Genomic DNA, 26,470 nt, shown 5'->3' with positions numbered 1-26,470 from the left:
GCGATCAGCGTGCTGGAGACGCAGTCGGTCTACCGGGCGCCCGGCGCCGTGGCCAATCTCGACATGGCCGCGGTCATGCGTGAGATGAGGCCGGGCTTGCGGTTGGTCATCGCGCCGTCCGCCACCCGCGACCGGCGGTACGCCGAGGAGGTGGCCAAACCGCTGGAGAACTGGGGAAAGCCGAAGGGCATCCGGGTGATCACGGTGACGGGCCTGGCGGTGTGGGACGGCCCGTCGAACCTGACCAACCTGCGGCAGTGGACGGCGTACATGGACGCCACGGGGCCGGTGTTGCAGGCGATTCGGAAGACGAACCAGCAGCAGCCGGGCGACCTGGAACCGGCGGCCGAAGTGGGCGCGTACCCGGCGTACCCGGTGGTCGAGCCGACCGGGGACCAAGTAGCGGACCTCGCCGGGAAACTGCGGCAGAATCCCGTGTACGACGCTCAGGGGGCCGCACCCGGGTTCACCCGATCGGCTGGGGTGTTTCAGCAGCAGTACGGGTTCTCCGCCAGGGTCGTGGTACTGCCCGCACTCAAGGCGGGTGAGCCGTTCGTGGACTACGCGCCCGCACTGGCCAAGCAGTTCCCCGACGACGTCGTCGTGGTGGCACAGGGCTATTGGGTCGAGGTGGCGGGCAGGGGCCAGGACCGTCTCACGTCGGCGCGCGACTACGCCTACGCGAACTCCAGTCACGACTCCTTCGCGCCGGCCACGACGGTCGACCGCTGGGTCGCTACCATCGCCCGCCGGATCGCGGACATGAACCACCGCAAGCCTTTCGGTGAGCCACTCACCGAGTCTCGCGGCTTGGTGCGGCGGATCGCCGACCACACGCCGCCGGTGCTGGGCGGTTCGGCCGTGGTCCTCGGCGTCAGTGTCCTGCTCGGCGCCGCGTCAGGACGGCGACGGCGCCGGAGGGAGACCGAAATCGCGCTGCGCAAGGCGAAAGCGACGGCGTACGCCAGGATCAGCGAGTTGGCGGCGGCTTTGACGCTCATCGCGAACTCGGACGCCGCTGACCGGTACGCCGAAGCACGGGACCTCTTCGCGAAGGGCCGCACGGCCGACGCGGAACGTGCCGCGGGCGACGGGCTGGCCTTGCTGTGAAACGCCTTCTGTTGCGCGAGAAGTACTTCGGCTTGCCGCGCTGGCTCGCCGGCGGGGTGCTCGCCGGCCTGATCGCGTGTTTCGCCTTGCCCAGCCCTGAGCCTGTCGTCGTCTCTGATCGAGCACGTGCGATCGTCGAAAGTCTCCGGCACAACCCGGTGTACCTCGATCGGGACGCGCCCCCGGTGGCGCCGGACGATGTTCACCGAGCGCTTGGTGACCGGCCGATCGTGGTGGCACTGCTGTCGGAGAAGCCGTCGGAGAAGGACCCTCGCTTCGCGGCCTGGACGACCTCTGCGCGGAGGTCGCCGGTCTGGTCCCGTCGAACGTGGTGTTCGTCTACGGCTACCGCGGGGACTTCTACGGCTTCACCGCTTGCGCGGGCACCGGTTTCGGCGTGGGCTTCAGCGAAGACGTGGCCACCGAAGCCGAATCCGCGCTGGAGTACCGCTTCCCGGTCCGGGGCGGGGACAACGAGCCCACGACACTCCCGCCGGTTCAGCTCACGGCGCAGGTGGCGGAGTTCGCCAGGGCGTTCGACGCGTTGGCGGCCAAGCAGTACGCGGACAGCGTGCCCCGCCGCGCTGCCGTTCCCAGTGAACCTGCGACGGGCGAGTACGTACTGGCGCTCGTGGGGCTCTGGACGGCTTGTGTGATGGTGTTCTTCTTGTCACACCTCGGTTTCGTCGCGGCGGGCCGCTGGCGGCGGCGGGACCGGGCGCGACAGCGACAGTGGGCCAGGTTGGGCAGGATCGGTGACTGCTTGGTGTCGGTCGATCCGGGCGGTCCCCGCCAGGCCGAGGTGGCCAGGCAGTACGTGCTCGCGTTGCAGGCGTACGAAACAGGCGCGGACGTGGGCGGTGAAGTCGAGCGGTTGGAGTGGACGATCGACAACGCGGGTGCCGAGCGGGGCGGCAGGATTCTCTGAGCGCGGTCCCGGTGACAGTTCTGGTACGTCCGTACCAAATGGATCACCCTGTGTATTCACACCGAACCGCAGGCGGAATCACCGGCAAACGATTAGGTTACGCCCGGCCAGTGGTGTGCTGGGCCGGTCATCGCGCCGGGTACGGTTCGCCAATTCGCAAGTTTCCCGGCGGGCAGGCCGGGTTCGTCGCCGCTCACCGAGCGGGGAGGGAGACACGTCGTGCGTCGATCGCGCGTTACCACGTTGGCGGCCGTCGCGCTGACCGGTGTTCTCGCACTGGCCGGCTGCGCCAAGGACACCGGGGGCGGAACCAACGCGCCCGCGGGCGGTGGTGGCAACCAGGCCGCCGGCTGCAAGCTCGCCCCGGTTCCGCAGGGCGGGGGTGGCAGCGCGGCCGGCAGCACCGCCGCGGGCCCCAAGGTTGACGCCAGCGCGCTCAAGGTCGGCCTCGCCTTCGACATCGGCGGCCGTGGCGACGCGTCGTTCAACGACTCCGCCGCCGCCGGGCTGGACAAGGCCAAGGCCGACTTCGGTCTCAAGGAGACCAAGGAGCTCACCGCGGCGCCGAACGAGACCGAGGACGCCAAGCAGAGCCGCCTGCGCCAGCTCGCGCAGGAGGGCTTCAGCCCGATCGTGGCGGTCGGCTTCGCGTACGCCAAGTCCGTCGAGGCGGTCGCCAAGAGCTTCCCGAACACCAAGTTCGCTGTCGTCGACGACGACACCGTCAAGCTCCCGAACGTGACCGGCCTGGTCTTCGCCGAGGAGCAGGGCTCGTTCCTGGTCGGCGTCGCCGCCGCGCACAAGAGCAAGGGCTGCCACGTCGGCTTCGTCGGCGGCGTGAACGTCCCGCTGATCCAGAAGTTCGAAGCGGGCTTCAAGCAGGGCGTGAAGGCCGCCGCGCCGGACGCCAAGGTCGAGTCCGAGTACATCACCCCGGCCGGTGACTTCACCGGTTTCCAGGACCCGGCCAAGGGCAACGTGGTCGCCGCCGGTGAGATCAGCCGTGGCGCCGACGTCGTCTACCAGGCCGCGGGTGCGTCGGGCAAGGGTGTCTTCGAGGCAGCCAAGTCCAAGAACGTGCTGGCCATCGGCGTCGACTCCGACCAGTACAACCAGAAGACGGTCGAGAACTCCAAGGACGTGATCATCACGTCCATGCTCAAGCGCGTCGACGTCGCGGTGTACGACTTCGTCCGCGCGGTGGCGGGCAACACGCTGGACTCGCTGCCCAAGCGCTTCGACCTGAAGGTCGACGGCATCGGCTACGCCACCTCCGGCGGCAAGATCGACGACATCAAGGCCACGCTGGACGCGTACAAGCAGCAGATCATCGACGGCAAGATCACCGTGTCGGACAAGCCGTCCAACTAGTTCCATGCGCTGGTAGCACCTCGTGAGTGGTTGGTCCGGTTAGAACCGGACCAACCACTCACGAGGTTTTTCTGGGAGGCGAAGATGGCTGACGACCTGGCCGTTGAGCTTGCGGGGATCACCAAGCGATTCCCCGGGGTGGTCGCCAACAGCGACATCCACCTCGAAGTCCGCGCAGGCGAGGTGCACGCGGTCTGCGGCGAGAACGGCGCCGGCAAGTCCACGCTGATGAAGATCCTGTACGGGATGCTCCAGCCGGACGAGGGCACCATCAAGGTGAACGGCGACCCGGTGCGGTTCAAGAACCCGTCGGACGCGATCAAGGTCGGCGTCGGCATGGTGCACCAGCACTTCATGCTCGCCGACAACCTGAGCGTGCTCGAGAACATCGTGCTCGGCGCGGAGGGCCTGCACGGCATCGGCGCCAAGGCCCGCAAGAGGGTCGCTGAGCTGGCCAAGCGGACCGGCCTGAACGCTGACCTCGACATCGCGCTCGAGTACCTCGGTGTGGCCGACCGCCAGCGGGTCGAGATCGTCAAGGTCCTCTACCGCGGCGCGCGGATCGTGATCCTCGACGAGCCGACCGCTGTGCTCGTGCCGCAGGAGGTCGACGACCTGTTCGACACCGTGCGGCAGATGCGCTCGGACGGTTTCACGTTCATCTTCATCTCGCACAAGCTGGACGAGGTGCGCACGATCGCCGACTCGATCACGGTGATCCGGCGCGGCACCACGGTCGGCACCGCGGACCCGAAGACGACCAGCTCACGCCAGCTCGCCGAGATGATGGTCGGCAGTGAGCTGCCCAGCCCGGAGACCCGCGAGTCCACGGTCACCGACACCGCGGTGCTCACGGTTTCCGCACTGCGGCTGGCGGAATCCGGCTCGGCGCGCGCTGTGCTCGACGACATCGGGCTGGTGGTGCACTCCGGTGAGGTGCTCGGCATCGCCGGTGTCGAGGGCAACGGCCAGACCGAGCTGGTCGAGACGATCATGGGTATGCGCAGGGCCAGCGGGGGCACGATCACGCTGGACGGCAGGGACATCACCAAGCTCGGCACGCTCGCCCGCCGGGAGGCCGGGATCGGCTACGTCGCCGAGGACCGCACCAGGCACGGCCTGCTGCTGACGCAGCCGTTGTGGGCCAACCGGATGCTCGGCTACCAGACCCGCAAGCCGGTCTCGAAAGGACAGTGGCTGGACATCGCGGGTGCCCGGCAGGACACGCAGCGCATCGTGGACGCGTACGACGTGCGCACGCCGGGCATCGACGTGGCCGCGGCCGCGTTGTCCGGCGGCAACCAGCAGAAACTGGTGGTCGGCCGTGAGCTGTCCGGTGACCCGAAGCTGCTGATCGCCTCGCACCCGACCCGCGGTGTCGACGTCGGCGCGCAGGCGCTGATCTGGGAACACATCCGCCAGGCCCGTGCCGACGGCCTCGCGGTGCTGCTGATCTCGGCGGACCTCGACGAGCTGATCGGGCTGTCCGACCGGATCGTGGTGATGCTGCGCGGCCGTCTGGTGTCCGAGGAGGACCCGGCGACGGTCACCGCCGAGGACCTCGGCTGCGCCATGACCGGCTCCGCGCCAAGGGAGGCAACTCAGTGAAAACCACCCTGCGGGGCAAGCTGCTGCCGCCCGCGCTGGCGATCCTGTTCTCGGTGCTGCTGTGCACGGTCGCGCTGCTGATCTCGGGTGACAACCCGCTCGACGCGTTCGGCGCGATGATCGGCCAGCTTTTCCGCGGCACCACCGCCGTGGACACCGTCAACAGCGCCGCCGTGTACTACCTGGCCGGTCTCGCGGTGGCCATCGGCTTCCAGATGAACCTGTTCAACATCGGTGTCGAGGGCCAGTACCGGTTCGCCGCGGTGATCGCGGCCATCGTCGGTGGCGGTGTGGTGCTGCCGCCGGTGATCCACACCGTGGTGATCATCGTCGTCGCCGTGCTGGCCGGTGCGTTGTACGCGCTGGTGCCCGCGCTGCTGAAGGTCTACCGCGGTGTGTCCGAGGTGATCTCGACGATCATGCTGAACGCCATCGCGATCGGCCTGATCGCCTACCTGGTCAGCACCGACGCGTTCGGTGTGCAGATCGGCAACAACATCGCCACCAAGCCGATCCCCGAGTCGGGCTGGGTGCCGGGGATCCCGTTCGGGGAGAGCGGGACGCTGTTCGGGTTCGTGTTCGTCGCCGGCCTGGTCGGCGCGGGCTACTGGGTGCTGCTCAACCGGACCAGGTTCGGGTTCGAGCTCAGGGCCAGCGGCGAGTCGCCGACCGCGGCGACAGCCGGTGGCGTCGACGCCCGCAAGATGGTCCTGACGGCCATGCTGCTCTCCGGCGGTGTCGCCGGTCTGACGGCGCTGCCGGAGCTGCTGGGCCGCGACCACGAGTACCTGCAGACTTCCCCCGCCGGGTACGGGTTCGCCGGTATCGCCGTCGCGCTGCTGGGCCGCAACCACCCGGGCGGGATCGCGCTGGGTGCGGTGCTGTGGGCGTTCCTGGACAAGTCTGCTGTGTCGCTGGACAACGTCGGTGTGCCGCAGGAGATCACGACGATCATGCAGGGAGCGATCGTGCTGTCCGTGGTCATCGCGTACGAGATCGTGCGCCGGATGGAACTGGCCGCCGAGCAACGCAGAGTCGGCCGCCAGCTCGGCAGGGACACGAGTGACATCGCAGCCGGAGGGAGTGTCTGATGGCCGCCGGTATCGCGGACAACCCGGTCGCCGGACCGGTTCACGTCGCGCCGCCGCCCAAGCGGCGCAGGATTCCCGGCTGGCTCAACGGTGTGCTCTGGGCGGTCGGTGCGATCGCCGTGCTGGCAACGGCTTCGTACCTGACCGGCAACGTCGACCTGACGTCGTCGACCACCACGCAGACCGCCCTGCGGCTGGCGCTGCCGATCCTGCTCGCCGCGCTCGGCGGCTTGTGGGCCGAACGCGCGGGCGTGGTGAACATCGGCCTCGAGGGCATGATGATCCTCGGGACGTGGGGCGCCGCGTTCGGTTCGTACTACGGCGGTGTGTGGGTCGGTCTGCTGGTGGCGATCGTGTTCGGCGCGATCGGCGGTCTGCTGCACGCCATCGCGACCGTGACGTTCGGCGTGAACCACATCGTTTCGGGTGTGGCGATCAACCTGCTGGGTCTCGGTGTCGCGAAGTACTTGGCGCACCTGGTCTTCCAGCCGCTGTCGGGCAACCCGCGCCAGTCGCCGGTGGTGCCGAAGTTCGACACGTACTCCGCGACCGGGATCACCAACTGGCTGGCGGATCTGGAGTCCGAGCAGCGCGTGATCGTGTCGGACGTGGCCGGGATCCTGCGCGGCCTGCTGACCCAGGTCGCGCCGCTGACGATGATCGCGATCCTGCTGGTGCCGATCAGCTACCTCATCCTGTGGCGCACCAGGTTCGGGCTGCGGCTGCGGTCGTGCGGTGAGAACCCGACGGCAGCGGAGTCGTTGGGTGTCAACGTGTACGCGTTCAAGTACACGGCGGTGCTGATCTCCGGTGGTCTCGCCGGGATGGGTGGCGCGTCGCTGGTGCTGCTCAAGGACGGCGCCGACTACCTGGAGAACCAGACCAACGGCCGCGGTTACATCGGCCTGGCGGCGATGATCTTCGGCAACTGGCGGCCTGGTGGTCTGCTGGGTGGTTCGGCGTTGTTCGGCTACACGGACGGTTTGCAGCTGTCCGGCCGTGGCCCTGCCGTGCTGGCGTTGCTGTACGCGGCGGTCCTGCTGCTCGTGGTCGTCGTTGTCGTGCAACTGTTCCGCCGCAAGTGGTTCGCTGCCGGTGCCGCTGTGCTGGCCGCCGGGTTGTTGTACGCGATCTACTTCTCGGTGGACGAGTTGCCGCGCGACCTGACGCCGTACGCGCCGCACTTCGTCACGCTGATCGTGCTGGCCGTTGCCTCACAACGGTTGCGGATGCCTCAGGCAGACGGGTTCATCTACCGCCGGGGTCAGGGTTCATGACGCCGGACTGGGACGCGCTGCGGGCGGCGGCTGTCGAAGCCGCCGCCCAGGCGTACTGCCCGTACTCGGGTCTGCAGGTCGGTGCGGCCGCGTTGGTCTCGGATGGCCGGACCGTGGTCGGGTGCAACGTCGAGAACGCCTCGTACGGCTTGGGACTGTGCGCCGAGTGCACGATGGCCGGTCAGCTGCGGCTGACCGGCGGTGGTCGTTTCGTCGCCGTGTCCTGCCGCAGTGGCACGGGGGAACTGCTGATGCCGTGCGGCCGGTGCCGTCAGATCCTCTACGAGTTCGGCGGCCCGGACTGCCTGCTGGACACGCCTCGCGGGATTCTGCCTATGAGTGAAGTACTTCCGGACGCTTTCGGGCCCGAAGACCTGCCCGGTCGATGAGGATGAACGGGGTCGCGAGCACCGCGAGTGCGGCCCCGATCAGGCACACCGACGTGAGTGCGCCGCCTTGGGTGAGCGACACGGCCGCGAAGACGGGCGTGAGGCTGATCCCCAGCTGGAACGCGGACACCGTGGTGGCTCCGGCGAGTGTCGGCGCGGCGGACGCGATCGCGAAGACCCGCCCGTAGATCGCCGGGTTGAGCACGAACGCGCCGATGCCCAGCAGGAAGACCACGGGCACGACCAGCCAGGGCCGCTCGATCCCGGTGACCAGGACGAGCGACAGCAGCATGATCGATCCGGCGCCGGTGAGCAACGCCAGGTGTGGTCTTCGGTCTGAGATGCGACCGCCGACCGACAACCCGACGAACGCGCCGACGCCGAACAACGCCAGGATGGCCGGGATCCAGACCTCGGGCACGCCCGTGATGTCCGCGAGCATGGCCGCCAGGTAGTTGAACGTGATCATGTACGCCGCCGTGGTGAGAATCGTGATCGAGTACAGGCCCCAGAGCTGTGGCCGGCGCATGGTGGCCAGCTCACGCGAAACGCTCGGCCGTGCGGTGTTCTTGGTCGCGGGCAACCCGATCAGACACCCGGCCATGCCCAGGGCGGTGAGGACCACCACGGCCCAGAAGCCCCCGCGCCACTCGGTGAAGTGGCTGATCAGGGTGCCTGCGGGGCCACCGGCGAGCATGGCGATGCTCAGGCCGCTGACCACGACGCCGGACGCGCGGGCGTTGCGGTCGGGCGTGACCAGGCTGATCGCGGTCACGGACGCGACGGCGAAGAATCCCGCGTAGGCGATACCCGAGATCACCCTGGTGACCAGCAAGGTCTGGTAGTCGCCGAGCAGTCCGGCGGCGATGCTGGCCGCGAAGACGGCCTGACTGGCCACCAGGGCCGTGCGGCGCGGCCAGCGCAGGCTCAGCACCGCGAACGGCGGCCCGCCGACCACGACACCCAGTGCGAACGCCGTGATCAACATCCCGGCCGACGACAGCGTGACGTCCAGGTCCGCTGCGACCGCGGGCAGTACGCCCGCCAGCAGGAACTCCGCCGTGCCCATCGCGAACAGGCTGAACGCCAGCAGGTAGACGCCGAACGGCAGTCTCTTGTCCATTCCGGATCACCTCCACCGGAAGAATCGGCCGGGCGGTGCGGTTCTGACAAAGGACGTTGCCGATTCCGGGATACATTGGGTGGCATGGAGGGCCAACCGACCGTCGACGCGGTGATCGAGCAGATCGCCCCGCGCCTGCGTCGCGCACGTGAGAAGAAGGGCGTCAGCCTCGCGGACCTCGCGCGGGTGACCGGCATCTCGACCAGCACACTGTCCAGACTGGAGTCGGGCCAGCGCAAACCGAGCCTGGAACTCCTCCTGCCGGTCACGGCGGCACTGGGTGTCCCGCTCGACGAGATAGTCTCAGCACCCCGGATCGTCGACCCGCGCGTACCGCAACAGCCGGAGAAGTCCGGCGGACGGGTCTTGATCCCGTTGTCACGCCACCAAAGCGAGCCTCGCGCGTACAAGCTGACCATCCCGGCGCACGACGAGGAACCGCACCTGCGGGTGCACGCGGGCCACGAATGGCTGTACGTGCTGTCCGGCAAACTCCGCGTGCGCCTGGGGGATCAGGACTTCACCATGGGACCGGGCGAAGCGGCCGAGTTCGACTGCCAGATCCCGCACTGGTTCGGCGCGGCCGGCCGTGGCGGCTGCGAGGTGCTCAGCCTGTTCGGCAAGCAGGGTGAACGCATCCACCTGCGTACGCAGCGCCGCTGAGGGCCGTAAGACAGGTCGCGGGACCTGTCGGAAGTGAAGGTCGTCCGGTGCCTTCGGGCAGCGGTGTGGTTGTGGCGGTTTCCATAGCGTCGAATTCATGGTGGAAATCGCTCACATCGCCGCCGAGGTGATCATCGGCGGATTCGTTCTGGCGTACCTGGTTGTCTGGTGGCTTGCGCGGCGCCAGAGTGCTGCGCGAATGTCTTTGGCGGTCGTCGCGCCGCTGATGGTGGCGGTCGCGTATCTGGTCAGCGAAGTGCTCAAGGTGCTTTTCCAGGAGGAACGGCCCTGTCGTGGTGTCGTGGGCTGTCCTGAGGTCGGGGACTGGTCGTTCCCGAGCAATCACGCCACAATCGCCGGTGCCGCCGCGGTCGGCCTTTTGCTCGTGCACCGGGTAATGGGTGTTGTGGCCGTCGCGTTGGCGATTCTGGTTGCTGTGGCTCGGGTGGTCGAGGGCGTGCATTATCCGCACGACGTTCTTGCCGGTTTGTTGTTGGGTGCGGGGCTCGCGTTTGTGGCGGGGCCGTTGGCGCGGGTGATGACTCCCGTTGTGGCGCGTTTGCGGGCTCGGTCGGGCGGCGCGTTGCTGTTGGGGAGATGATGCGGGTCGTGCGTGCGCTGAGCCTGTGGGTACTGACCGCTCTGCCGGTGTTGTGGGCCGTGGTGACCTCGCTGCCGGGGCGTTTGCCCGTGTGGGAGGCCGTGGCGTACCTGGTTGTGCTCGCGGCGTGTGTGGCGTTGGTTCGTCGGCGGCCTGTCGTTGTGCTCGTCGTGGCGCTCGCTGCGTGGCAGGTTTGTTTCTTCTCCCGGGTTTCAGTGGGCAGCACCGTGAGCACGTTCACGCTGTCTTTTGGACTCATCACGCTCAGCTTCCTTGCCGGCAAGTACGCGACGGCAGGTCATCATGGTGCTGTCGCCTTGGCGGTCGCTGTCGGCACCGGGGTGATCGGCGGCCTTGTGTCGGGTGGCGCCGACACGTCCATCGCTGCTGTGGCGGGTGCTGCTGTGTTCGCTGTCCTGCCGTGGTCCGGTGGTCGTTATCGACGCCGGTACGCCGAGATGATCGAGGCGGGCTGGGATCGTGCCGAGCAGTCGGAACGGGAAGCCGACCAGGCACGGACCCGGGAACGCGCACGGCTCGCCGCGGAGATGCACGACCTGGTCGGGCACGAACTCGCCCAGGCGGCGCTGACGGTCGGCGCACTGGAGGTTTCGCCCAGCCTTCCCGCCGACCAGCGCGCGGCGGCCCGTGCGGCGCGGGCGAGTGTCACCGCTGCCTCGGAACGCCTGGCTGACGCGGTCCGGTTGCTGCGCGCCGAGGAAGACGACGCCGTCGAGTCCTTCGACGCTGTCATCGACCGGGCGCGCGAGTCCGGGTTGGCCATCGACGTGACCAGCGACGGCATCGTGCAACCGGATGCCGTGATCGCACGCACGATCCACCGTGTACTCACGGAAGCGCTCACCAACGTGATCAAGCACGCTCCCGGGGCGTCGGTCGCCGTGTCTCTGCGGTCCACAAGCGACGGGATCGACCTCGACGTGATCAACGAACCGGCGCAACGGCCCGCCAGCGCCACAGGGAGCGGTTACGGGCTGCTCGGGCTCGCTGAGCGCGTCACTTTGGTCGGCGGCCGGTTCGACGCGGGCCCGCGTCCCCAAGGCGGATTCGCGGTCACCGCGCACCTGCCGGACAAGCCAGTGCTCACGCCGAGCACCAGCAGCTTCCGCCGTCTCGTGGAACAGCGAGTGCGGCACAGCGCCCGGCGTACCGTGCTGCTCGCCGCCGGGATATCCGGCGCCCTGGTGATCAGCGTGCTCGGCTACCTGGTGTTCGACGCGGTGACGTCGACTCTGGACCCTGCCGATTACGAGCGCTTGCGGGTCGGTCAGGCCGAAGCGGAGATCTCCGGTGTGCTCCCGCAACGGACCCGTGTGGACAACGCGGACCACCCGAACTGCCGGCACTACGGCACGCACATCAACCCGTTCGACGAACGGCGCCTGGATCTGTACCGGCTGTGCTTCCGTGACGGTGTCCTCGTGGACAAGGCATTGCTCGTGCGTGGTCCATAGGATGCGGACATGATCCGAGTCGTGCTCGCCGACGACGAGCCTGTTGTGCGCATGGGCGTGCGCACGATCCTCACGTCAACGGGCGATATCGAGATCGTCGCCGAGGCGGGCACTGGCCGTGCTGTGGTCGAGCAGGTGCTGGCGCACCGGCCGGACGTGGCCGTGCTCGACATCCGGATGCCCGACCTCGACGGGCTCGACGCCGCCGCGGAGATCCGGCGGCTGGGCACCGGGACCGCGGCGTTGATCCTCACGACGTTCGCCGACGACGCCAACGTTTCCCGCGCGCTCACCGAGGGCGCGAGCGGGTTCGTGCTCAAGACCGGGGACCCGCACGAGATCATCGCGGGTGTGCGCGCGGTCGCGGCAGGTGCGGCGTACCTGTCGCCGCTGGTCGCCCGGCGCGTCGTCGACCACCTCTCCGGCGGTGGCCCGCGCCTGCGCACGACCCAGCAGGTCACCGGCCTGACCGAGCGCGAACGCGAGGTGCTCGGCCTGATCGGCACCGGGATGTCCAACGCCGAGATCGCCGGGCACATCCACGTCGTCGAGGGCACCGTGAAGGTCTACGTGAGCACGATCTTCAAGCAGCTCAACGTGCGCAACCGAGTACAGGCGGCGATCATCGCCTACGAGGCGGGACTGATCCCGCCCGGCGTCTAGGGTTGGTGCCATGAGCCGAGAACGACTGTCCGCTGTGGACGTTATACGAACCAAGCGGGATGGTCACCGCCTGACCGACGACCAGATCGACTGGGTGGTCGACGCGTACACCCGGGGTGTGGTGGCCGACGAGCAGATGTCCGCGTTGGCGATGGCGATCTTCCTCAACGGGATGGACACCGCGGAGGCCGCGCGGCTGACCCAGGCGATGATCGACTCCGGTGAGCGGCTCGACCTGCGAGTCGACCGGCCGACCGTGGACAAGCACTCGACCGGCGGCGTGGGCGACAAGATCACGCTTCCGTTGGCGCCCTTGGTCGCCGCGTGCGGCGCGGCCGTGCCGCAGCTGTCCGGGCGTGGCCTCGGCCACACCGGCGGGACGCTGGACAAGCTGGAGTCGATCCCCGGCTGGCGCGCCCAGCTGTCGACCGACGAGATCACCAGGCAGCTCACCGAGGTGGGCGCGGTCGTCTGCGCGGCGACCGAGGGCCTCGCGCCGGCCGACAAGAAGCTCTACGCCCTGCGTGACGTCACCTCGACGGTCGAGTCGATCCCGCTGATCGCCAGTTCGATCATGAGCAAGAAGATCGCGGAGGGCGCCGACGCGCTCGTGCTGGACGTGAAGGTCGGCTCCGGCGCGTTCATGAAGACCATCGGCGACGCCCGTGCGCTGGCGGAAGCCCTTGTCGGGATTGGCAAGCAGCACGGCCGCAAGGTCACGGCGCTGCTGACGGACATGTCCGTCCCGCTCGGCCGCGCGGTCGGCAACGCGGTGGAGGTCCAGGAGTCCGTCGAGGTCCTCAAGGGCGGCGGCCCACAGGACATCGTCGACCTGACGGTCGCGCTGGCCCGGGAAATGCTTGCCCTCGCGGGAATCGACACAGACCCGGCACAGGTCCTGGCGAGCGGCGGCGCGTACGAGACCTGGGCACGGATGATCAGCGCACAGGGCGGAGACCCCGAAGCGGCGCTGCCGAGGGCGTCGCACGTGCACGTCGTGACCGCCCCGGAAACCGGTGTTCTCGCGCACCTCGACGCGTATGCCGTAGGTGTCGCCGCATGGCGCCTGGGTGCGGGACGGGCCCGCAAGGAGGACGCCGTGCAGCACGCTGCGGGCGTCATGTGCCTCGCGAAGCCCGGCGACCAGGTTTCCCAGGGCGACCCGCTCCTGGAGCTGCGTACGGACACGCCTGACGCTGTTGCGGCCGCGCTGGAGGCGTTGACGGGCGGTTACAGCGTCGGCTCAGCCGTCGCCGAGCGGAAACTCGTCATCGACACCGTGCGGTAGCGGCGGGGCCATCGAGTACAGCCTGCAGCTCGACGGGTCGGCCTCGTCCGTGGCGTTGGTGGCCACCGTGCTGAACGCCACCGAAGCCAGCACGTTGTTGAATTCCAACGGCGAGATCACCTGGCTGTTGCGCCACGACGGGCAGTCGACGGTTCGCGACCGCGACTTCTGGACGCCGAACTGCTGGATCTGCTGCCACCGCCGTTCGAACGGGCCGCGCTGCCCGACCTGTGACGCGAAAAACGCCCCCGGCGGACCGGGGGCGTTCTCCCGAACTCTTGTCAGTTGTCGTCGCTCGAGTCGGCTTCCTCGAGCTCCTCCATGCGCGGCTTCTCACCGTTGACCTTCTTGCTGCCACGGGCGCGGCGCTGCTGACGCGGCAGCGTCGACGGCGGGGCCGCGGGCATCGCCGGGCCACCACCCATCATCAGCTCGGCGAAGGTCGCCATGGCCTCGTCGAGGTGGCCGCCGATCCGGCGCTCGGTCTCCTCGTTGCTCTTCTTCACCAGCGAGGTCACCACAGTGGTGTCGGGCTGAGCCGCCAGCGTGCCCTGGACCTTGGTCAGGCTCTGCTCCAGCGTGCCGCCCAGTTCGCCGAGGCGGGCTGCGAAGCCGTCCTCGACCGTGTCCAGCCTGGTCGCCATGTCGTCGAGACGGCCGAGGGCCTGCTCGAGGCGCTGCGCGAGGGCTTCGAGCCGGTCGCTGGCGTCCATCGTCTCCTTGGTCTCGTCCAGCGCGGCGTTGAGCGCGGTGCGGGCCTCGTCCAGGGAGTGGGTGATGCCGGTGCGGGCGTCGCCGAGCGAGGTGACCAGCGAGTCGCGGGAGTCGGTGACGGCCGACGAAAGCGAGTCGTGGGAGTCGGACACCGCGGAGCTGACCGCGTCACGCGACTCGGTGACCGCGGAGTTCAGCGCCTCGCGGGAGTCGGAGACGGCCGACGTGAGCTTGTCGCGGGTCGAGTTGACCGTGTCGCGGGTCTCGTCGAGCTTGTGCGCCAGTCCGTCGTTGACCTCGGTGACGTGGCGGTGCAGCGCGTCCTTGGTGCCGTCGAGGTGCTCGTGCACGCCCTCGTCGACCTCGTCGAGACGGCCGCGCAGCGCGGTTTCGAGGGTGTCGATGCGCTCCTTGACCGGCACGTGGACCTGGCCGGGCAGGGTGTCGATGCGGGCGTCCTGCTTGTCGAGGTGCCCGTCGAGGGAGTCGATCCGCCGGTGGATGTTCGCCAGCTTGTCCTCGAGACCGTCCATCCGGCCGACGACGCCCTCCATCTTGCCGACGACGCCGTCGAGGCGGCCGTCGAGCTGCGCGAAGGGGGTGGCCAGCTTGTCGACGATCGACTCGACCGCACGCGTGAGGCCGGCGATGGCCGTGTCCTGGGCCTCGAGCTTCGCCATCGCCTCGTCCAGGCGCTCGGCGATCACGCCGACCTCGGTGCGGTCCGGCAGCTCGGACAAGCGTTTGCGCACCGAACCGAGCGAGTCCAGCGGGCTCAGCCGCGCGTGGATCTCGTCCAGCGCGTCGAACACCTGCTGCTGTTCGCTCTCACGGATCTCGGCCGCGCGCGTCAGCATGTTGCGCATCCGGTCGAACGACACCGTGGCGTTGTTGTTCTCGTTCACGGAGGTGACCTTCGTCCTGGGGAGGGGAGACGCAGGGGAGCCTAGCCAGTCCCAAAACGCGTCCATACACCACCCGTTAGTTTCGTGTTAGTTGATCTCGGCCGATTGGGCCGTTCGGCGGTACGGCGCCCGTTGCGGGCGATGACCGAATGGACACAGTACGTGGGCGCGGTTGGACACGATCGGGTGAGGGCAGGGGCGGGTAACGTACTGGCATGTCGAACCCGAACCCGGTTACCCCCGAGGCGATCAGGCGTGCCCCCAAAGTGTTGTTGCACGACCACCTCGATGGCGGCCTGCGTCCGCGCACGGTGATCGAACTCGCCGACGCATCAGGCTATGTCGATCTTCCCACGACCGACGAGGCCGAGCTCGGGCAGTGGTTCACCGAAGCGGCGAACGCGGGCACGCTGGAGCGCTACCTGGAGACTTTCGCGCACACGTGCGGGGTGATGCAGAGTGAGGAAGCCCTCGTTCGGGTGGCATCCGAATGTGCACAGGACCTCGCGGACGACGGCGTGGTCTACGCCGAGGTTCGCTACGCCCCCGAGCTGTTCACCGAGAAGGGCCTGAGCCTCGACACGGTCATCCAGGCCGTCGAAGCGGGCTTCCGCGAGGGCGAGAAGGCGACGGGCGGCAAGATCAGGATCGGCACGCTGCTGTGCGCCATGCGGCAGAACGCCCGCTCGGCGGAGATCGCGGAAATGGCTGTGCGCTACCGCGACCACGGCGTGGTCGGCTTCGACATCGCCGGGCCGGAAGCCGGGTTCCCCCCGACGCGCAACCTCGACGCCTTCGAGTATTTGCGTCAGCAGAACGCACATTTCACCATCCACGCCGGTGAGTCGTTCGGCCTGCCGTCGATCTGGGAGGCGCTGCAGCACTGCGGCGCGGAGCGGCTCGGGCACGGCGTGCGGATCGTCGACGACATCAAGGTCGACCCGGACGGCACCGCCCACCTCGGCAGGCTGGCCAGCTACGTGCGGGACCGGCGGATCCCGCTGGAGATGTGCCCGTCGTCGAACATCCAGACCGGTGCGGCGCCGTCGATCGCCGAGCACCCGATCGGCCTGCTGACCAAGCTCCGGTTCCGCGTGACGGTCAACACCGACAACCGGTTGATGAGCGGGTGCAGCGTCTCCAGCGAGATGGCCGCGCTGGTGGAGACCTTCGGCTACGGCTGGGCTGATCTGCGGTGGTTCACGGTGAACGCGATGAAGTCGGCGTTCATCGGTTTCGACGAGCGGCTCGACCTGATCAACAACGTGATCAAGCCCGGTTACGCGGCACTGATCGACGAAGCCGGGCGGCACCCCTCCGAAGGCTGAAACAACCTCGTGAGTGGTTGGTCCGGTTAGAACCGGACCAACCACTCACGAGTGTTTACCGTCTCACGCGGCCGCTGTGGCCTTCGTCGCACAGCGTCAGTGGGTTTCGAGCCGGTCCTCGAAGGCGTTGACGAGCGTCTGCCACGCCTCGACCTCGGCGTCGAACGGCGGGCTCGGCACCAGCCTGGTCGGGTCCGGCGAGAGCACGAAGGACACCAGCCAGCCGAGGGACTCGGACTCCGCGAGCGCCTCGTCGACGGACTTGTCGCCTGCCCAGTCGGCGGCGTCCCGCAGCAGTTCGACCGCCAGCTCCAGCTGGGTCGGGTCGATCGAGTTCGGGCCTTCGGCCAGGTCGTCGGCCAGGCCCTGCAGGACGTAGGTGTTCTCCTCGCCGACCTCGATCTCCAGCGAGCCGTCGGTGGCCTTGGTGACCACGTCGTCCCAGGTCGAGACCTCGGCCAGGTCGTTGTCGCCGATCTCGCCGGAGGCGATGTACCGGCCGAGTGCCCGCGCCGACGGGAAGACGTCGATCTTGCCCTCGCTGCCGAGGAAGATCGGCTCGTCGTCGAGGTAGCAGCGCAGGGTGTAGTGCTCGGCCCCGTCGGTGACGATCTTGATCGGGTCGATGCCGACCTCGCCCCAGAAGCCGACCGGCTCCGGCTCGGCGTCCTCGTCCTCGTCGACCGCCTCGGCGTCCTCTTCGTCGGCGTCCTCGTCCGCGTCCTCGGCGGCCTCGGCTTCGGCCTGGATCTTGGCCAGCTCCTCGGCGGCGACGGCCAGCGTGGCCTCGTCCACGTCGGGCACGGCGACGACGTCGTCGATGGCGTCGAGGACCTCGTCCCAGCGCTCCACGATCGTCTCGGCCAGCTCGGTCCAGCGGCGCTCGCCGTCCCGGCCGGTGAACGCCAGGGTGCCCTGGTCGAGCACGTCGAAGCCCTCGGCGGCGGACAGGACCTCGTTGACCACGTCAAGTTCGCACACGTCCGCGAGCGATCGCACGATCGCCACGATCCCGGCGAGCTCGTCGAGCGTCCAGGTGTCCGGCTCCTGTGCGGCCAGTTCCGGCACGCCGACCAGGTCGTACTGGTGCTCCTCGTCGGGCAGCAGCTCCTCGACAGTCAGCTTGGGCACGACCGGCCACGCGGGGTGGTCGATCAGGTCGTGTTCCTGCGCTGTCCTGACGAACGCCGCGAGGTGAGCCGCGTCTGGGAACCCGTACAGGTCTTCCTCGTCACCGAGGAACGCCTCCCAGTCCTCGCCTTCCTCCCGCCAGCGCGGCGCCCAGAGGGTGACCACGTCGCCCTGTGGCAGCCCGAGCTCGATCGGGACGATGTCCTGAGCCATTGGCCCTCCGCCTTCTCCTGCACGATCCCAGCCGATCCCGCCGGTGCGATTGTGGGCACACCGGTCGCGGGCAGCCTACGGGTTTTGGCAATACCGTCGATCACCGGTCGCTGCGCAGCGACGAAGGATCGAACGTGAACACGTCGTCGTCCTCTTCCTCGGCGTGCGCGGGCCCGGCCGGCGAGCCGATGACCGGCGCCGGGTAGGCGGGGCGCACCGGTGCGCGGTCGCTGACGACGTCCCAGCCCGCCGCGCGGGCGGGCGCGATGCCCATCGCCCCTTCCAGCTGGGCGGCGGCCTCGTCGCCGAGCACGAGCGCGAGCTGGTTGAGGCTGCGTTGCCGGGCGAACTCGGCGGCCTGGTGCGCCGTTGCCATGATCGTCTCGGACAGCCAGCGGACACCGCGGTGCAGCGCGGCCTGCTGCAGCCGCAGTGACTTCAACTCGCCGCTGGCCGTCGTGGTCGCCTCGACGAGGCCTTCCGGGTCGCGCGCGGTGGCGACGATCGACGCGATCCGGCGTTGCAGGTCGGCGCTGGCCTGGCGGCGCGCTTCGGCCTGCTGGACGAGTTCGTCGACGGGGGGTTCGGTCACGACAGCACCCTGCCGAAATCGTCGGGCTCGTTGTCGTCGCGGGGCAGCGGCTCGTCCGGCATGCCGAGCCCGGCGAGGTTCCTGGCCGCCGCGGGGCTGACCACCTGGCGCGTCGACGAGTGCATCCGGTTGTTGGCGATCTTGGTCGCCTGCGCCGCGAGCCGCATCACCTCGCGCGCGACCTCGTCGGCGTGCCTGCCGAGCACGGCGGGCTGCAGGTCGACGGCGCGCAGCATCCCGCCAGGGCTGACCGACACGCTGATCGCGTTGTCGCCGGAGGCCGCCTTGCCGATGATCGGGCCGGAGCGGCCGACGACGGCGGCGACGCGTTCCCCCGTCTCGGCGACGCTGCGGCCGAGCCGGTCCAGTTCGTCCTGGACGTGATCCTCATTCCCCACATGTGGAGTCTATGGCTCGCCGCGTCCCCTGCGCAGGCAAAGCCCTGTCCTCACGCGGCCACGACCGACTCCAACTGGCCCGGCCGGGTGTTCGCCCCGGTCAGCACGACAGCGACCCGATCACCGGGAACGCCGTCGACGGCCGCGAGGCTCGCGGCACCGGCCGGTTCGAGGACGACGCCGAGGCCGCGCAGCGCGCGTCCCATCGCGGTGAGGATCGCGGAATCCTCGACGAACACCATGTCGTCGACGAGTTCGCGCATCCACCGCACGGCTTGCGGCAGCGGGTTGCCGATCGCGATGCCCTCGGCGATCGTGTCGGCCGGGTGCGCGACGGGCGTGCCCGCTCGCCAGCTGCGCACCATGGCCGGTGCGCCCGCCGGGCACACGCCGATGACCTGAGTGGACGGTGAATGGGCCTTGATCCAGCGGCCGATCCCGTTGATCAGCGCCCCGTCGCCGACCGGGACGACCACTGTGTCCAGTGGACCGGATCGCAGCAGCTCCACGCCGATGGTCCCCGCGCCTTCGGCGATGAGCGACTCGTCGCCGTCGCGGACCATCAACCGGTCCGGCCGTTGCGCGGCGTACTCGTGGGCGCGTTTCTTGGCCGTGTCCGTGTCCATCCCGGACAGGTGGACCGTGGCGCCGAAGGACCGGATCGCCGCGAGCTTGGCCGGGTTGACGTTCTCCGGCAGGAACACCTCGATCGGGATTTCCCTTCGGCCGCAGGCGTAGGCCATCGCCTGGCCGAAGTTCCCGCTGGAGGCGACGATCACCGTGACGCCCCACTCGACCGAATCGACGAACGCGAGCGCGCCCCGGCCCTTGAAGCAGCGCAACGGGTTCAGCGTCTCGACCTTCACCAGGACCGGTCGTGTCCCGAAGGTGGCGGTGAACTGCGGGCTGTCGCGGAACACCGGGTCGATGGTCTGGGCGAGGCGTTCGATCTGGTCGAGTCGGAGATCCATGCCACGACCGTAACCAGCGCGGACGTGAGCGCGATTGAAAGTTTTCGCGCCGGGACGCAAAATCCTTGCGTGACTCTCGACGGGATCGACCGGCACCTGCTGACCCTGCTGCAACGCGACTCCACCCAGACCCTGCACGACCTCGGCGAGCGGGTCGGCCTCTCGCCCAGCGCGGTGCAACGCCGGATCACCCGCTACCGCAAGGAAGGCCTGATCGCCAGGCAGGTCGAGGTGCTCGACCAGGAACGGGTGGGCGGCATGCTCGCGCTCGTGCTGGTCACGATCGACCGCGAGTCGGTCGAGCACCACGCGGAGATCCGCGACCGCATGCTCGCGGCCCCGAACGTCCAGCAGTGCTACGCGATCGCGGGCGAATGGGACTACGCGGTCGTCCTGGCGTGCGACAGCACGGCGCACTGCCGTGACCTGGTGCGCGGCATGTTCCTGGCGGACCCGAACGTGCGAAGGTTCGACACGATGCCGGTGTTCGACCTGGTCAAGGTCGGCCTGGAGCTGCCGTTGTGAGCAGCTCGCTGCCGACGTCGTAGAGCGCGATCAGCAAGGGCCGCAAGGCAAGCCCGCGCTCGGTCAACCGGTATGCCGTGTGCGACGGGAAACCCGGGGTGCGCGTGCGTTCCGCGAGCCCGCGGCCGGTCAGCCCGTGCAGCCGCTCGCTGAGGATCTTGGCGGACAACGAAGGCAGCCGGGTCCGCAGCTGGCTGAACGACCGCGGGCCGTGCATCAGCTCACGCACCACCAGCGTGGTCCACCGGCCGGAGATCGCGTCGAGCGCGACCTCGACCGGGCAGTCCGGTGACGGCTGGTCGGTACGGCCGCGCGTGTCGGGAACCAGCGCGGAGTCCCAGGTTTCCGTTTGGTGACCTGCGTGCGCGTTCGCTTGGCTGTCCACATGACCAGTGTCCACGACGCCACCGACATGCCGCACGCCTTCGCGCGTGCCTTCAACACGTTCGATCCCGACGAGGTCGAGCGGCTCTACGAACCGGAAGGCCTGCTGGTGCTGGCCGCGGGCGAACCGCTGACCGGCGCCGCCCGCGCGGCGGCCAACGCCGGGCTGCTGGCGCTGGGCAAGCCGATGACGGTCGAGCCCCGCGCCGTCTACGTCAGCGGCGACATCGCGCTGCTGATCGTGGACTGGACGATCGCGGACGCGGGCGTCTCCGGCACCGCGACGGACGTGGCCCGCCGCGGTCCGGATGGCTGCTGGCGGTACGTGATCGACCACCCGGGCGTTTCGGGTCAGCCGGTCGGGCGGTAGAACCCCATGAACGGCATCCCGATGTTGGACGTCCGGATCGGGTTGATCTGCACCGGGTCACCGGCCTCGATCATCTGCCCGTTGCCGATCACCATCGCCACGTGGCCCTTCCAGACCACCAGGTCACCGGGCAGCAGCTGGCTCTGATCCGGCACCGACGCACCGATCGCCTGCGCCGCCGAGTGCCGCGGCAACTCCTGCCCCGCGGCGGCGTACGCCCAGGACGTCAGACCGCTGCAGTCCGTCCCGGAAGGCGGGTTCGACGCGCCCCACACGTACGGCGTGCCCAACGCGGACAACGCCTGGCGGACCGCGGCCGCGGCCACCTCGTTCGGCGCCTCGACCGACGCACCGCCCGGCAGGTTGATGCCGACACCACTGCCCGGCTGCAACGGGATCGCGACCGGCAGACGCGGGCCGACGGCTGTGCCGCCACCCCCGCCTCCTCCGCCACCGCCACCGCCACCGCCGTGGCTGCCGCCGGAACCGGAGCCGCCGTGGCTGCCGCTGCTGGCCGACTCGATGCCACTGCGGCCGTCGGAGCCCGCGCTGGACGTGGAGGTGCCGGTGCCGGGCGCGCTGACGCCGCCGCCGAGCGAACCCATCGCGCCCGCGTCGACCTTCGCCAGCCCGTTCAGCTTGCCGACCAGCGGAGTCAGCTGGTCCTTGACGTTCTGCAGCTCCTGCGCGGTCTTCGTGGCGTAGTCGTCGGCCTTCGCCTTGGCGTCGGCGGCTGCCTGGCCCCACGCGGCCTCGTTGCCGCTCTGCTTGGCCACCTCGGCGGCCTGCATGAGCGGCGTGGCCCAGCCGACGAACTCGTCGATCAGGCCCTGGATCTTGGTGCGGCCACCGGTCACCGCGGTCGTCGCGGTGCTCGCGGCCTGCTGCGCGGTGGTGCAGTTGGTGCTCAGCGTGTTCATCGCGTTGGTGAACGCGGCCGACTTGCCCTGGAAGGCGTTCGCCTGCTCGCCGTACCAGCCCTGCATGGTCGACTTGGCCTGTGTCTCCTGGCGGCCCTTCATCTCGGTCACCGCGGTCGCGCCGCGGCCGAACGACTCGCCTGCCCTGCTGCCCGACCCGGTGTCGCCGTCCAGCTTGGCCAGGTGCTGCTTCATCGGCTCGACCAGGCTGCCGACGAATCCCGCCGCGCTCATCAGACGTTCTCCGAGCGCCGGATGGACTTCGCCGTGTCGGTCTGCTGGTTCTGGTAGCCGACCAGCGCGTTGCCGACGGCCTTCGCCAGCTCGGCGAGACCGGTCGACGCCGCCTTGACACCGTCCAGCTGGGCCTGCGCGGCCTGCTGGAACGCGGCGTTGAGGCCGACCTCGGCGCCGATCTTGCCGAAGCAGTCGCCCGGCAACGCGTTCACGCCGCTCAGCGTGGCCGTGCCGACCGTGCCGAGTTCGTTGGACAGTGCGGTCATCGTGGTCTTGTAGGCCTCGAGCGCCTCGGGTTCGACCCTGAAGCCGTCCGGCATGTTCTCCCCCCGTGCAGTCCTCTGTGCTGGCCTTACTCTGCCCTACGACGCACGCGGGCGGTGCCGAGTTCCACCTAATTGAGGTAGTCGGGCAGTGCGTGCAGCAACGCCCATGACTTGACCGTACCGCTGCCGCCGCCCCAGTCCAGCTCGTCGTCGAAACCGGGGAAGTGCTCGGTGACCTGCGCGTTGTTCACCGTCACCTCGCTCGCCTCGACCCCGGAGACCCGGCTGCACGCGGTGTACAGCCACGTCGGCCGCTCGGGCAGCTGGCCGCCGGTGGCCAGCCACTGCGCCACGACCATGGTCGGCGGGTTCGCGGCGACCCGTTCGTCGAAGCCGTCCGGCAGGCCGTGGAAGTTGCGGGTCACCACCGGCCCGGCGAGGATCTCGCCGCCGGTCACCGCACGCCGGACCACGACCCCGGTCAACGGGTGCTCGGGCTGGCGCAACGCGATGAACAACGGCAGCACGTAGTGCGTCCACGCGAGCACGGCCTCACCGACCGGGTGGCTGCCGTCACGGCTGATGCCGACCGACCGGTCCCACGCGTAGCCGCCCCACTCGGGGTCGCCGACGCCGACGAGCAGCTCGACGAACGACGCGTCGTGCTGCATCACCCCGCCGACCTCGATGCGGTACCCGAGCTCGGGCAGTTCGAGCACGTGGCCGTGCGGCACGGACTCGGTACCGATGACGCTCGCGATGAACTGCGCGATCTGCTCCGGATCGAATTCAGACACGACGGCGCAGCACCACCCAGGACTTGACCGTGCCGCTGGCGTCGCCCCAGTCGAGTACGGCGTCGAAGCCGGGGAAGTCCTCCGTGGCCGAGACGTTGTTCACGGTCACGTCCTTGACCGCTTCGCCTTCCGCCATCCCGGACATGGTGTACAGCCACGTCGGCTGGCCGGTCAGCTCGGTGTCGCGCAGCAGCCGCTCGGCCACCAGCAGGCTCGGCGGGTCGTCCGCCAGCACCTGCTGGAACGACGGCCCCGGCCGGCCGAACATCCGCATCATCACCGGCGCCGCCAGCAGCTCGGTCTCCGCGCCCGCCGCGTCCTTCGTGGCCATCCGGAAGACCGGGTGCGCCAACGGGTTGTCCGCGTCCCGCAACGCGATGAACAGCGGCAGTACATGGTGTACCCAGGCCAGCAACGCCTGCGCGAGCGGAGGCGTGTCCTCGCCTGCCACGCCGACCGCCTGGTCCCACGCGAGTGCCGACCACTCCGGGTCGCCGATGCCGATAGGCAGCTGGACGAGCCGGTCTTCGTGGTGCCAGATCGGCTTGTCGACCTTGACCCGCAGGCTCAGTTCGGGCAGTTCAACGACGTCACCGCGCTGAATCGCCGCGATGCCATGGCTTTCGGTCAGCATCGCGGCGATCAGTTCGGTGATCTTGTCGACGGTTGTCATCGCACCTTCCACACCAAGTACGCGCCACACGGGCCCTGGCCGGCGTGGCGTCACTCGGGTGAGAGTGTCTGCAGGGGACCACGAATCCGGCCGTCTTGCGGTGCCGTGACGCCGCTACAGCGTATCGGTCAGGTGCAACCGTTGTTGATCAACGGGGCGGGGTCAGACGCCCGTCGGGTGCCAGACCGTCTTGGACTCCAGGTAGGCGCGCAGCCGGGAGATGCCGGGCTGTTTGGTCCAGTCCGGCTCGTCGGCAGGGGCGCGCAGCACGCGTTTCACCGTGCCGGCCGCGGCTTTCTCCAGCTCGGCGCGCAGGATCGTCGGCGCACCGGTCAGGTCGAGCGCGTTGACGTCCGCGTGCGACGCCAGCCACGGCGCCAGTTCGACCGCGCTGCCGGTCAGGATGTTGACGACACCGCCGGGCACGTCCGAGGTCGCGAGCACCTCCGACAGCGTGATCGACGGCAGCGGGCGGTCCTTGCTCGTCACGACGACGGCCGTGTTGCCGCTGGCGATCACCGGAGCCACCACGCTGACCAGCCCGAGCAGCGACGACTCCTGCGGGGCGAACACCGCGACGACTCCGGTCGGCTCGGGAACCGTGAAGGAGAAGTACGGCCCGGCGACGGGGTTCGCCGCGCCGAGCACGGACGCGATCTTGTCCGTCCAGCCCGCGTACCAGACCCAGCGGTCGATCGCCGCGTCCACAAGGGACTGGGCGCGCTTCGCCGGTGTCCCTTCGCCCGCGGAGACTTCGCTGACGAACTGCTCCCGGCGGCCCTCCATCACCTCGGCGACGCGGTAGAGCACCTGGCCCCGGTTGTACGCCGTCGCGCCCGACCACTTGCCGAACGCCTTGCGCGCCGCGCCGACCGCTTCACGCGCGTCCTTGCGGGACGCCTGCGCCGCGTTGGCCAGGAACTTCCCCTTGCTGTCGGTCACCGTGTACGACCGGCCCGACTCCGACCGGGGGAAGGCCCCGCCGATGTAGAGCTTGTAGGTCTTCGCGACACCCAAACGGTTCTCAGACATCGAGGTACGCCTCCAGCCCGGCCCGTCCGCCCTCGCGGCCGAAGCCCGACTCCTGGTAGCCACCGAACGGGGCGGTGGGATCGAAGCGGTTGAACGTGTTGGCCCAGACCACACCGGCGCGCATCTTGCCGGCCATGTGCAGGATCCGGGAGCCCTTCTCGGTCCAGATCCCAGCCGACAGCCCGTACGGCGTGTTGTTCGCCTTGGCCACGGCTTCCTCCGGGGTGCGGAACGTGAGCACCGACAGCACCGGGCCGAAGATCTCCTCACGGGCGATCCGCATCGCCTGGCTGACGTTCGAGAACACCGTCGGGGCGAAGAAGAAACCCTTCGCCGGCAACGGGCACGGGCTCGTCCAGCGCTCGGCGCCCTCGTCGTCGCCCGCCTGGGTCAGCTCGCGGATCTTGGCCAGCTGCTCGCTGGAGTTGATCGCGCCGACGTCGGTGTTCTTGTCGAGCGGGTCGCCGACGCGCAGCGTCGACACGCGGGTGTGCAGCTTCGCCAGCAGTTGCTCGGCGATCGATTCCTGGACGAGCAGGCGGGATCCGGCGCAGCAGACGTGTCCCTGGTTGAAGAAGATCCCGTTGACGATGCCCTCGACGGCCTGGTCGAGCGGTGCGTCGTCGAAAACGATGTTCGCGGCCTTGCCGCCCAGTTCCAGGGTGAGCTTCTTGCCGGTCCCGGCCAGCGAGCCCTGGATCAGCTTGCCGACCTCGGTCGACCCGGTGAACGCGACCTTGTCGACCTGCGGGTGGTTGACCAGCTCCGCGCCGATGTCGCCCGCGCCGGGGATGATGTTCACGACACCTGGCGGCAGGTCGGCCTGCTGGATGATCTCGGCGAGCACGAGCGCGGTCAGCGGCGTCGTCTCCGCGGGCTTGAGCACAACCGTGTTGCCGCACGCCAAAGCGGGCGCGATCTTCCAGGCGGCCATCAGCAGCGGGAAGTTCCACGGGATGACCTGGCCCGCGACACCCAGCGGCTGCGGCGACGGGCCGTAACCGGCGTAGTCCAGCTTGTCGGCCCAACCGGCGTGGTAGAAGAAGTGCGCGGACGCGGTCGGGATGTCGGTGTCGCGAGACTCCTTGATCGGCTTGCCGTTGTCCAGGCTCTCCAGCACCGCGAGCTCACGGCCGCGCTCGGCGATCATCCGCGCGATCCGGTAGATGTACTTGGCCCGCTCGGTGCCGGGCATCCGGCCCCACACCTTGTCGTACGCCCGCCGCGCCGCCTTCACCGCTGTGTCCACATCGGACGGTGACGCGGTCGAGACCTCGGCGAGCACCTCCTCGGTCGCCGGGTTGATCGACTTCAGCGGCTCACCGGTGCCCTCGGCGAACTTGCCGTCGACGAACATCCGGTAGCTCGGCTTGAGGTTGGCGATGTCCCGCGACTCCGGGGCGGGTGCGTAGTCCCATGTAGTCATC

General features: G+C 69.2%; 29 protein-coding genes. 15 read left to right on the top strand and 14 right to left on the bottom strand.

Features of this window, described 5'->3' with window-relative positions:
* The first annotated feature begins 9 nt into the window (after positions 1 to 9).
* The 7 genes from AOZ06_RS57470 to AOZ06_RS48760 all read left to right on the top strand — a co-directional run bounded on the left by AOZ06_RS57470 (position 10) and on the right by AOZ06_RS48760 (position 7,774).
* Entirely contained in the window at positions 10 to 1,110 is a 1,101-nt protein-coding gene (locus AOZ06_RS57470) for a hypothetical protein (RefSeq protein WP_054295608.1), read from the top strand.
* 328 nt (positions 1,111 to 1,438) lie between these two features.
* Positions 1,439 to 2,038: a hypothetical protein gene (locus tag AOZ06_RS48785; RefSeq protein WP_054295607.1), complete on the top strand. Its 600-nt coding sequence runs from the start codon at positions 1,439 to 1,441 to the stop codon at positions 2,036 to 2,038.
* 219 nt (positions 2,039 to 2,257) lie between these two features.
* The gene (locus tag AOZ06_RS48780) at positions 2,258 to 3,409 is read left to right on the top strand and encodes a BMP family lipoprotein (RefSeq protein WP_054295606.1); all 1,152 of its coding nucleotides are present in this window, start codon (positions 2,258 to 2,260) and stop codon (positions 3,407 to 3,409) included.
* 84 nt (positions 3,410 to 3,493) lie between these two features.
* The gene (locus AOZ06_RS48775; protein ID WP_054295605.1) at positions 3,494 to 5,017 is read left to right on the top strand and encodes an ABC transporter ATP-binding protein; all 1,524 of its coding nucleotides are present in this window, start codon (positions 3,494 to 3,496) and stop codon (positions 5,015 to 5,017) included.
* Positions 5,014 to 6,108 carry an ABC transporter permease gene (locus tag AOZ06_RS48770; RefSeq protein ID WP_054295604.1) on the top strand — a complete coding sequence of 365 codons (1,095 nt, stop codon included), beginning with the start codon at positions 5,014 to 5,016 and terminating at the stop codon, positions 6,106 to 6,108. The genes AOZ06_RS48775 and AOZ06_RS48770 overlap by 4 nt, the downstream gene beginning before the upstream one ends.
* Complete coding sequence (locus AOZ06_RS48765; RefSeq protein WP_054295603.1) at positions 6,108 to 7,385, top strand: ABC transporter permease; 1,278 nt, start codon at positions 6,108 to 6,110, stop codon at positions 7,383 to 7,385. Before AOZ06_RS48770 ends, AOZ06_RS48765 begins: the two co-directional genes overlap by 1 nt.
* A complete protein-coding gene (locus tag AOZ06_RS48760) occupies positions 7,382 to 7,774 on the top strand; it encodes a cytidine deaminase (protein WP_054295602.1) in 393 nt (130 codons plus the stop codon). Before AOZ06_RS48765 ends, AOZ06_RS48760 begins: the two co-directional genes overlap by 4 nt.
* Here the strand turns inward: AOZ06_RS48760 and AOZ06_RS48755 are convergent.
* Positions 7,719 to 8,897 (bottom strand): MFS transporter, encoded by a 1,179-nt coding sequence (locus AOZ06_RS48755; RefSeq protein ID WP_054295601.1) that lies wholly within the window; start codon positions 8,895 to 8,897, stop codon positions 7,719 to 7,721. The genes AOZ06_RS48760 and AOZ06_RS48755 overlap by 56 nt on opposite strands.
* Positions 8,898 to 8,981: 84 nt before the next feature.
* On the opposite strand from AOZ06_RS48755, the gene AOZ06_RS48750 reads away from it, so the two are divergent.
* The 5 genes from AOZ06_RS48750 (at position 8,982) to AOZ06_RS48730 (ending at position 13,587) form a co-directional block, all read left to right on the top strand.
* Positions 8,982 to 9,560 (top strand): helix-turn-helix domain-containing protein, encoded by a 579-nt coding sequence (locus AOZ06_RS48750; RefSeq protein WP_054295600.1) that lies wholly within the window; start codon positions 8,982 to 8,984, stop codon positions 9,558 to 9,560.
* A 97-nt stretch (positions 9,561 to 9,657) separates the two neighbouring features.
* Positions 9,658 to 10,161, top strand: coding sequence for a phosphatase PAP2 family protein (locus AOZ06_RS48745; protein WP_054295599.1), 504 nt, complete (start codon positions 9,658 to 9,660; stop codon positions 10,159 to 10,161).
* 8 nt (positions 10,162 to 10,169) lie between these two features.
* Entirely contained in the window at positions 10,170 to 11,636 is a 1,467-nt protein-coding gene (locus AOZ06_RS48740; protein WP_169799088.1) for a sensor histidine kinase, read from the top strand.
* Positions 11,637 to 11,645: 9 nt separating this feature from the next.
* On the top strand, positions 11,646 to 12,299 hold the full coding sequence (locus AOZ06_RS48735) for a response regulator transcription factor (protein ID WP_054295597.1): 654 nt from the start codon (positions 11,646 to 11,648) through the stop codon (positions 12,297 to 12,299).
* Positions 12,300 to 12,309: 10 nt separating this feature from the next.
* Positions 12,310 to 13,587 carry a thymidine phosphorylase gene (locus tag AOZ06_RS48730; RefSeq protein ID WP_054295596.1) on the top strand — a complete coding sequence of 426 codons (1,278 nt, stop codon included), beginning with the start codon at positions 12,310 to 12,312 and terminating at the stop codon, positions 13,585 to 13,587.
* Here the strand turns inward: AOZ06_RS48730 and AOZ06_RS57465 are convergent.
* Positions 13,543 to 13,695, bottom strand: a complete 153-nt coding sequence (locus tag AOZ06_RS57465) for a hypothetical protein (RefSeq protein ID WP_157233658.1) — start codon at positions 13,693 to 13,695, stop codon at positions 13,543 to 13,545. The genes AOZ06_RS48730 and AOZ06_RS57465 overlap by 45 nt on opposite strands.
* Before the next feature lie 173 nt (positions 13,696 to 13,868).
* Positions 13,869 to 15,167, bottom strand: coding sequence for a coiled-coil domain-containing protein (locus tag AOZ06_RS48725; protein WP_054297474.1), 1,299 nt, complete (start codon positions 15,165 to 15,167; stop codon positions 13,869 to 13,871).
* 254 nt (positions 15,168 to 15,421) lie between these two features.
* On the opposite strand from AOZ06_RS48725, the gene AOZ06_RS48720 reads away from it, so the two are divergent.
* Positions 15,422 to 16,534 carry an adenosine deaminase gene (locus AOZ06_RS48720; protein ID WP_054295595.1) on the top strand — a complete coding sequence of 371 codons (1,113 nt, stop codon included), beginning with the start codon at positions 15,422 to 15,424 and terminating at the stop codon, positions 16,532 to 16,534.
* Positions 16,535 to 16,630: 96 nt separating this feature from the next.
* Here AOZ06_RS48720 and AOZ06_RS48715 read toward each other — a convergent pair whose 3' ends face one another.
* The 4 genes from AOZ06_RS48715 to AOZ06_RS48700 form a co-directional block, all read right to left on the bottom strand.
* Positions 16,631 to 17,878: a hypothetical protein gene (locus tag AOZ06_RS48715; RefSeq protein ID WP_054295594.1), complete on the bottom strand. Its 1,248-nt coding sequence runs from the start codon at positions 17,876 to 17,878 to the stop codon at positions 16,631 to 16,633.
* A 100-nt stretch (positions 17,879 to 17,978) separates the two neighbouring features.
* On the bottom strand, positions 17,979 to 18,470 hold the full coding sequence (locus tag AOZ06_RS48710; RefSeq protein ID WP_054295593.1) for a YbaB/EbfC family nucleoid-associated protein: 492 nt from the start codon (positions 18,468 to 18,470) through the stop codon (positions 17,979 to 17,981).
* On the bottom strand, positions 18,467 to 18,868 hold the full coding sequence (locus AOZ06_RS48705; protein ID WP_054295592.1) for a hypothetical protein: 402 nt from the start codon (positions 18,866 to 18,868) through the stop codon (positions 18,467 to 18,469). Before AOZ06_RS48705 ends, AOZ06_RS48710 begins: the two co-directional genes overlap by 4 nt.
* A 50-nt stretch (positions 18,869 to 18,918) precedes the next feature.
* Positions 18,919 to 19,839: a threonine ammonia-lyase gene (locus tag AOZ06_RS48700; RefSeq protein WP_054295591.1), complete on the bottom strand. Its 921-nt coding sequence runs from the start codon at positions 19,837 to 19,839 to the stop codon at positions 18,919 to 18,921.
* Between the two features lie 69 nt (positions 19,840 to 19,908).
* On the opposite strand from AOZ06_RS48700, the gene AOZ06_RS48695 reads away from it, so the two are divergent.
* On the top strand, positions 19,909 to 20,364 hold the full coding sequence (locus AOZ06_RS48695; RefSeq protein ID WP_054295590.1) for an Lrp/AsnC family transcriptional regulator: 456 nt from the start codon (positions 19,909 to 19,911) through the stop codon (positions 20,362 to 20,364).
* On the opposite strand, the gene AOZ06_RS48690 is transcribed toward AOZ06_RS48695, so the two are convergent.
* On the bottom strand, positions 20,336 to 20,749 hold the full coding sequence (locus AOZ06_RS48690; RefSeq protein WP_054295589.1) for a winged helix-turn-helix transcriptional regulator: 414 nt from the start codon (positions 20,747 to 20,749) through the stop codon (positions 20,336 to 20,338). The genes AOZ06_RS48695 and AOZ06_RS48690 overlap by 29 nt on opposite strands.
* On the opposite strand from AOZ06_RS48690, the gene AOZ06_RS48685 reads away from it, so the two are divergent.
* The gene (locus AOZ06_RS48685; protein WP_054295588.1) at positions 20,750 to 21,118 is read left to right on the top strand and encodes a YybH family protein; all 369 of its coding nucleotides are present in this window, start codon (positions 20,750 to 20,752) and stop codon (positions 21,116 to 21,118) included.
* Here the strand turns inward: AOZ06_RS48685 and AOZ06_RS48680 are convergent.
* The 6 genes from AOZ06_RS48680 to AOZ06_RS48655 form a co-directional block, all read right to left on the bottom strand.
* Complete coding sequence (locus tag AOZ06_RS48680) at positions 21,100 to 22,272, bottom strand: C40 family peptidase (RefSeq protein WP_054295587.1); 1,173 nt, start codon at positions 22,270 to 22,272, stop codon at positions 21,100 to 21,102. The genes AOZ06_RS48685 and AOZ06_RS48680 overlap by 19 nt on opposite strands.
* A complete protein-coding gene (locus AOZ06_RS48675) occupies positions 22,272 to 22,595 on the bottom strand; it encodes a type VII secretion target (RefSeq protein WP_054295586.1) in 324 nt (107 codons plus the stop codon). Before AOZ06_RS48675 ends, AOZ06_RS48680 begins: the two co-directional genes overlap by 1 nt.
* A gap of 74 nt (positions 22,596 to 22,669) precedes the next feature.
* On the bottom strand, positions 22,670 to 23,338 hold the full coding sequence (locus tag AOZ06_RS48670; RefSeq protein WP_054295585.1) for a hypothetical protein: 669 nt from the start codon (positions 23,336 to 23,338) through the stop codon (positions 22,670 to 22,672).
* The gene (locus tag AOZ06_RS48665; RefSeq protein WP_054295584.1) at positions 23,331 to 24,011 is read right to left on the bottom strand and encodes a hypothetical protein; all 681 of its coding nucleotides are present in this window, start codon (positions 24,009 to 24,011) and stop codon (positions 23,331 to 23,333) included. Before AOZ06_RS48665 ends, AOZ06_RS48670 begins: the two co-directional genes overlap by 8 nt.
* A 162-nt stretch (positions 24,012 to 24,173) precedes the next feature.
* Complete coding sequence (locus AOZ06_RS48660; protein ID WP_054295583.1) at positions 24,174 to 25,043, bottom strand: aldehyde dehydrogenase family protein; 870 nt, start codon at positions 25,041 to 25,043, stop codon at positions 24,174 to 24,176.
* On the bottom strand, positions 25,036 to 26,469 hold the full coding sequence (locus AOZ06_RS48655; RefSeq protein ID WP_054295582.1) for an aldehyde dehydrogenase family protein: 1,434 nt from the start codon (positions 26,467 to 26,469) through the stop codon (positions 25,036 to 25,038). The genes AOZ06_RS48660 and AOZ06_RS48655 overlap by 8 nt, the downstream gene beginning before the upstream one ends.
* Position 26,470: the final 1 nt, after the last annotated feature.

Source organism: Kibdelosporangium phytohabitans (genome assembly GCF_001302585.1).
Taxonomy (GTDB): Bacteria; Actinomycetota; Actinomycetes; order Mycobacteriales; family Pseudonocardiaceae; genus Kibdelosporangium; species Kibdelosporangium phytohabitans.
This window is presented reverse-complemented; position numbering and strand designations above follow the sequence as displayed.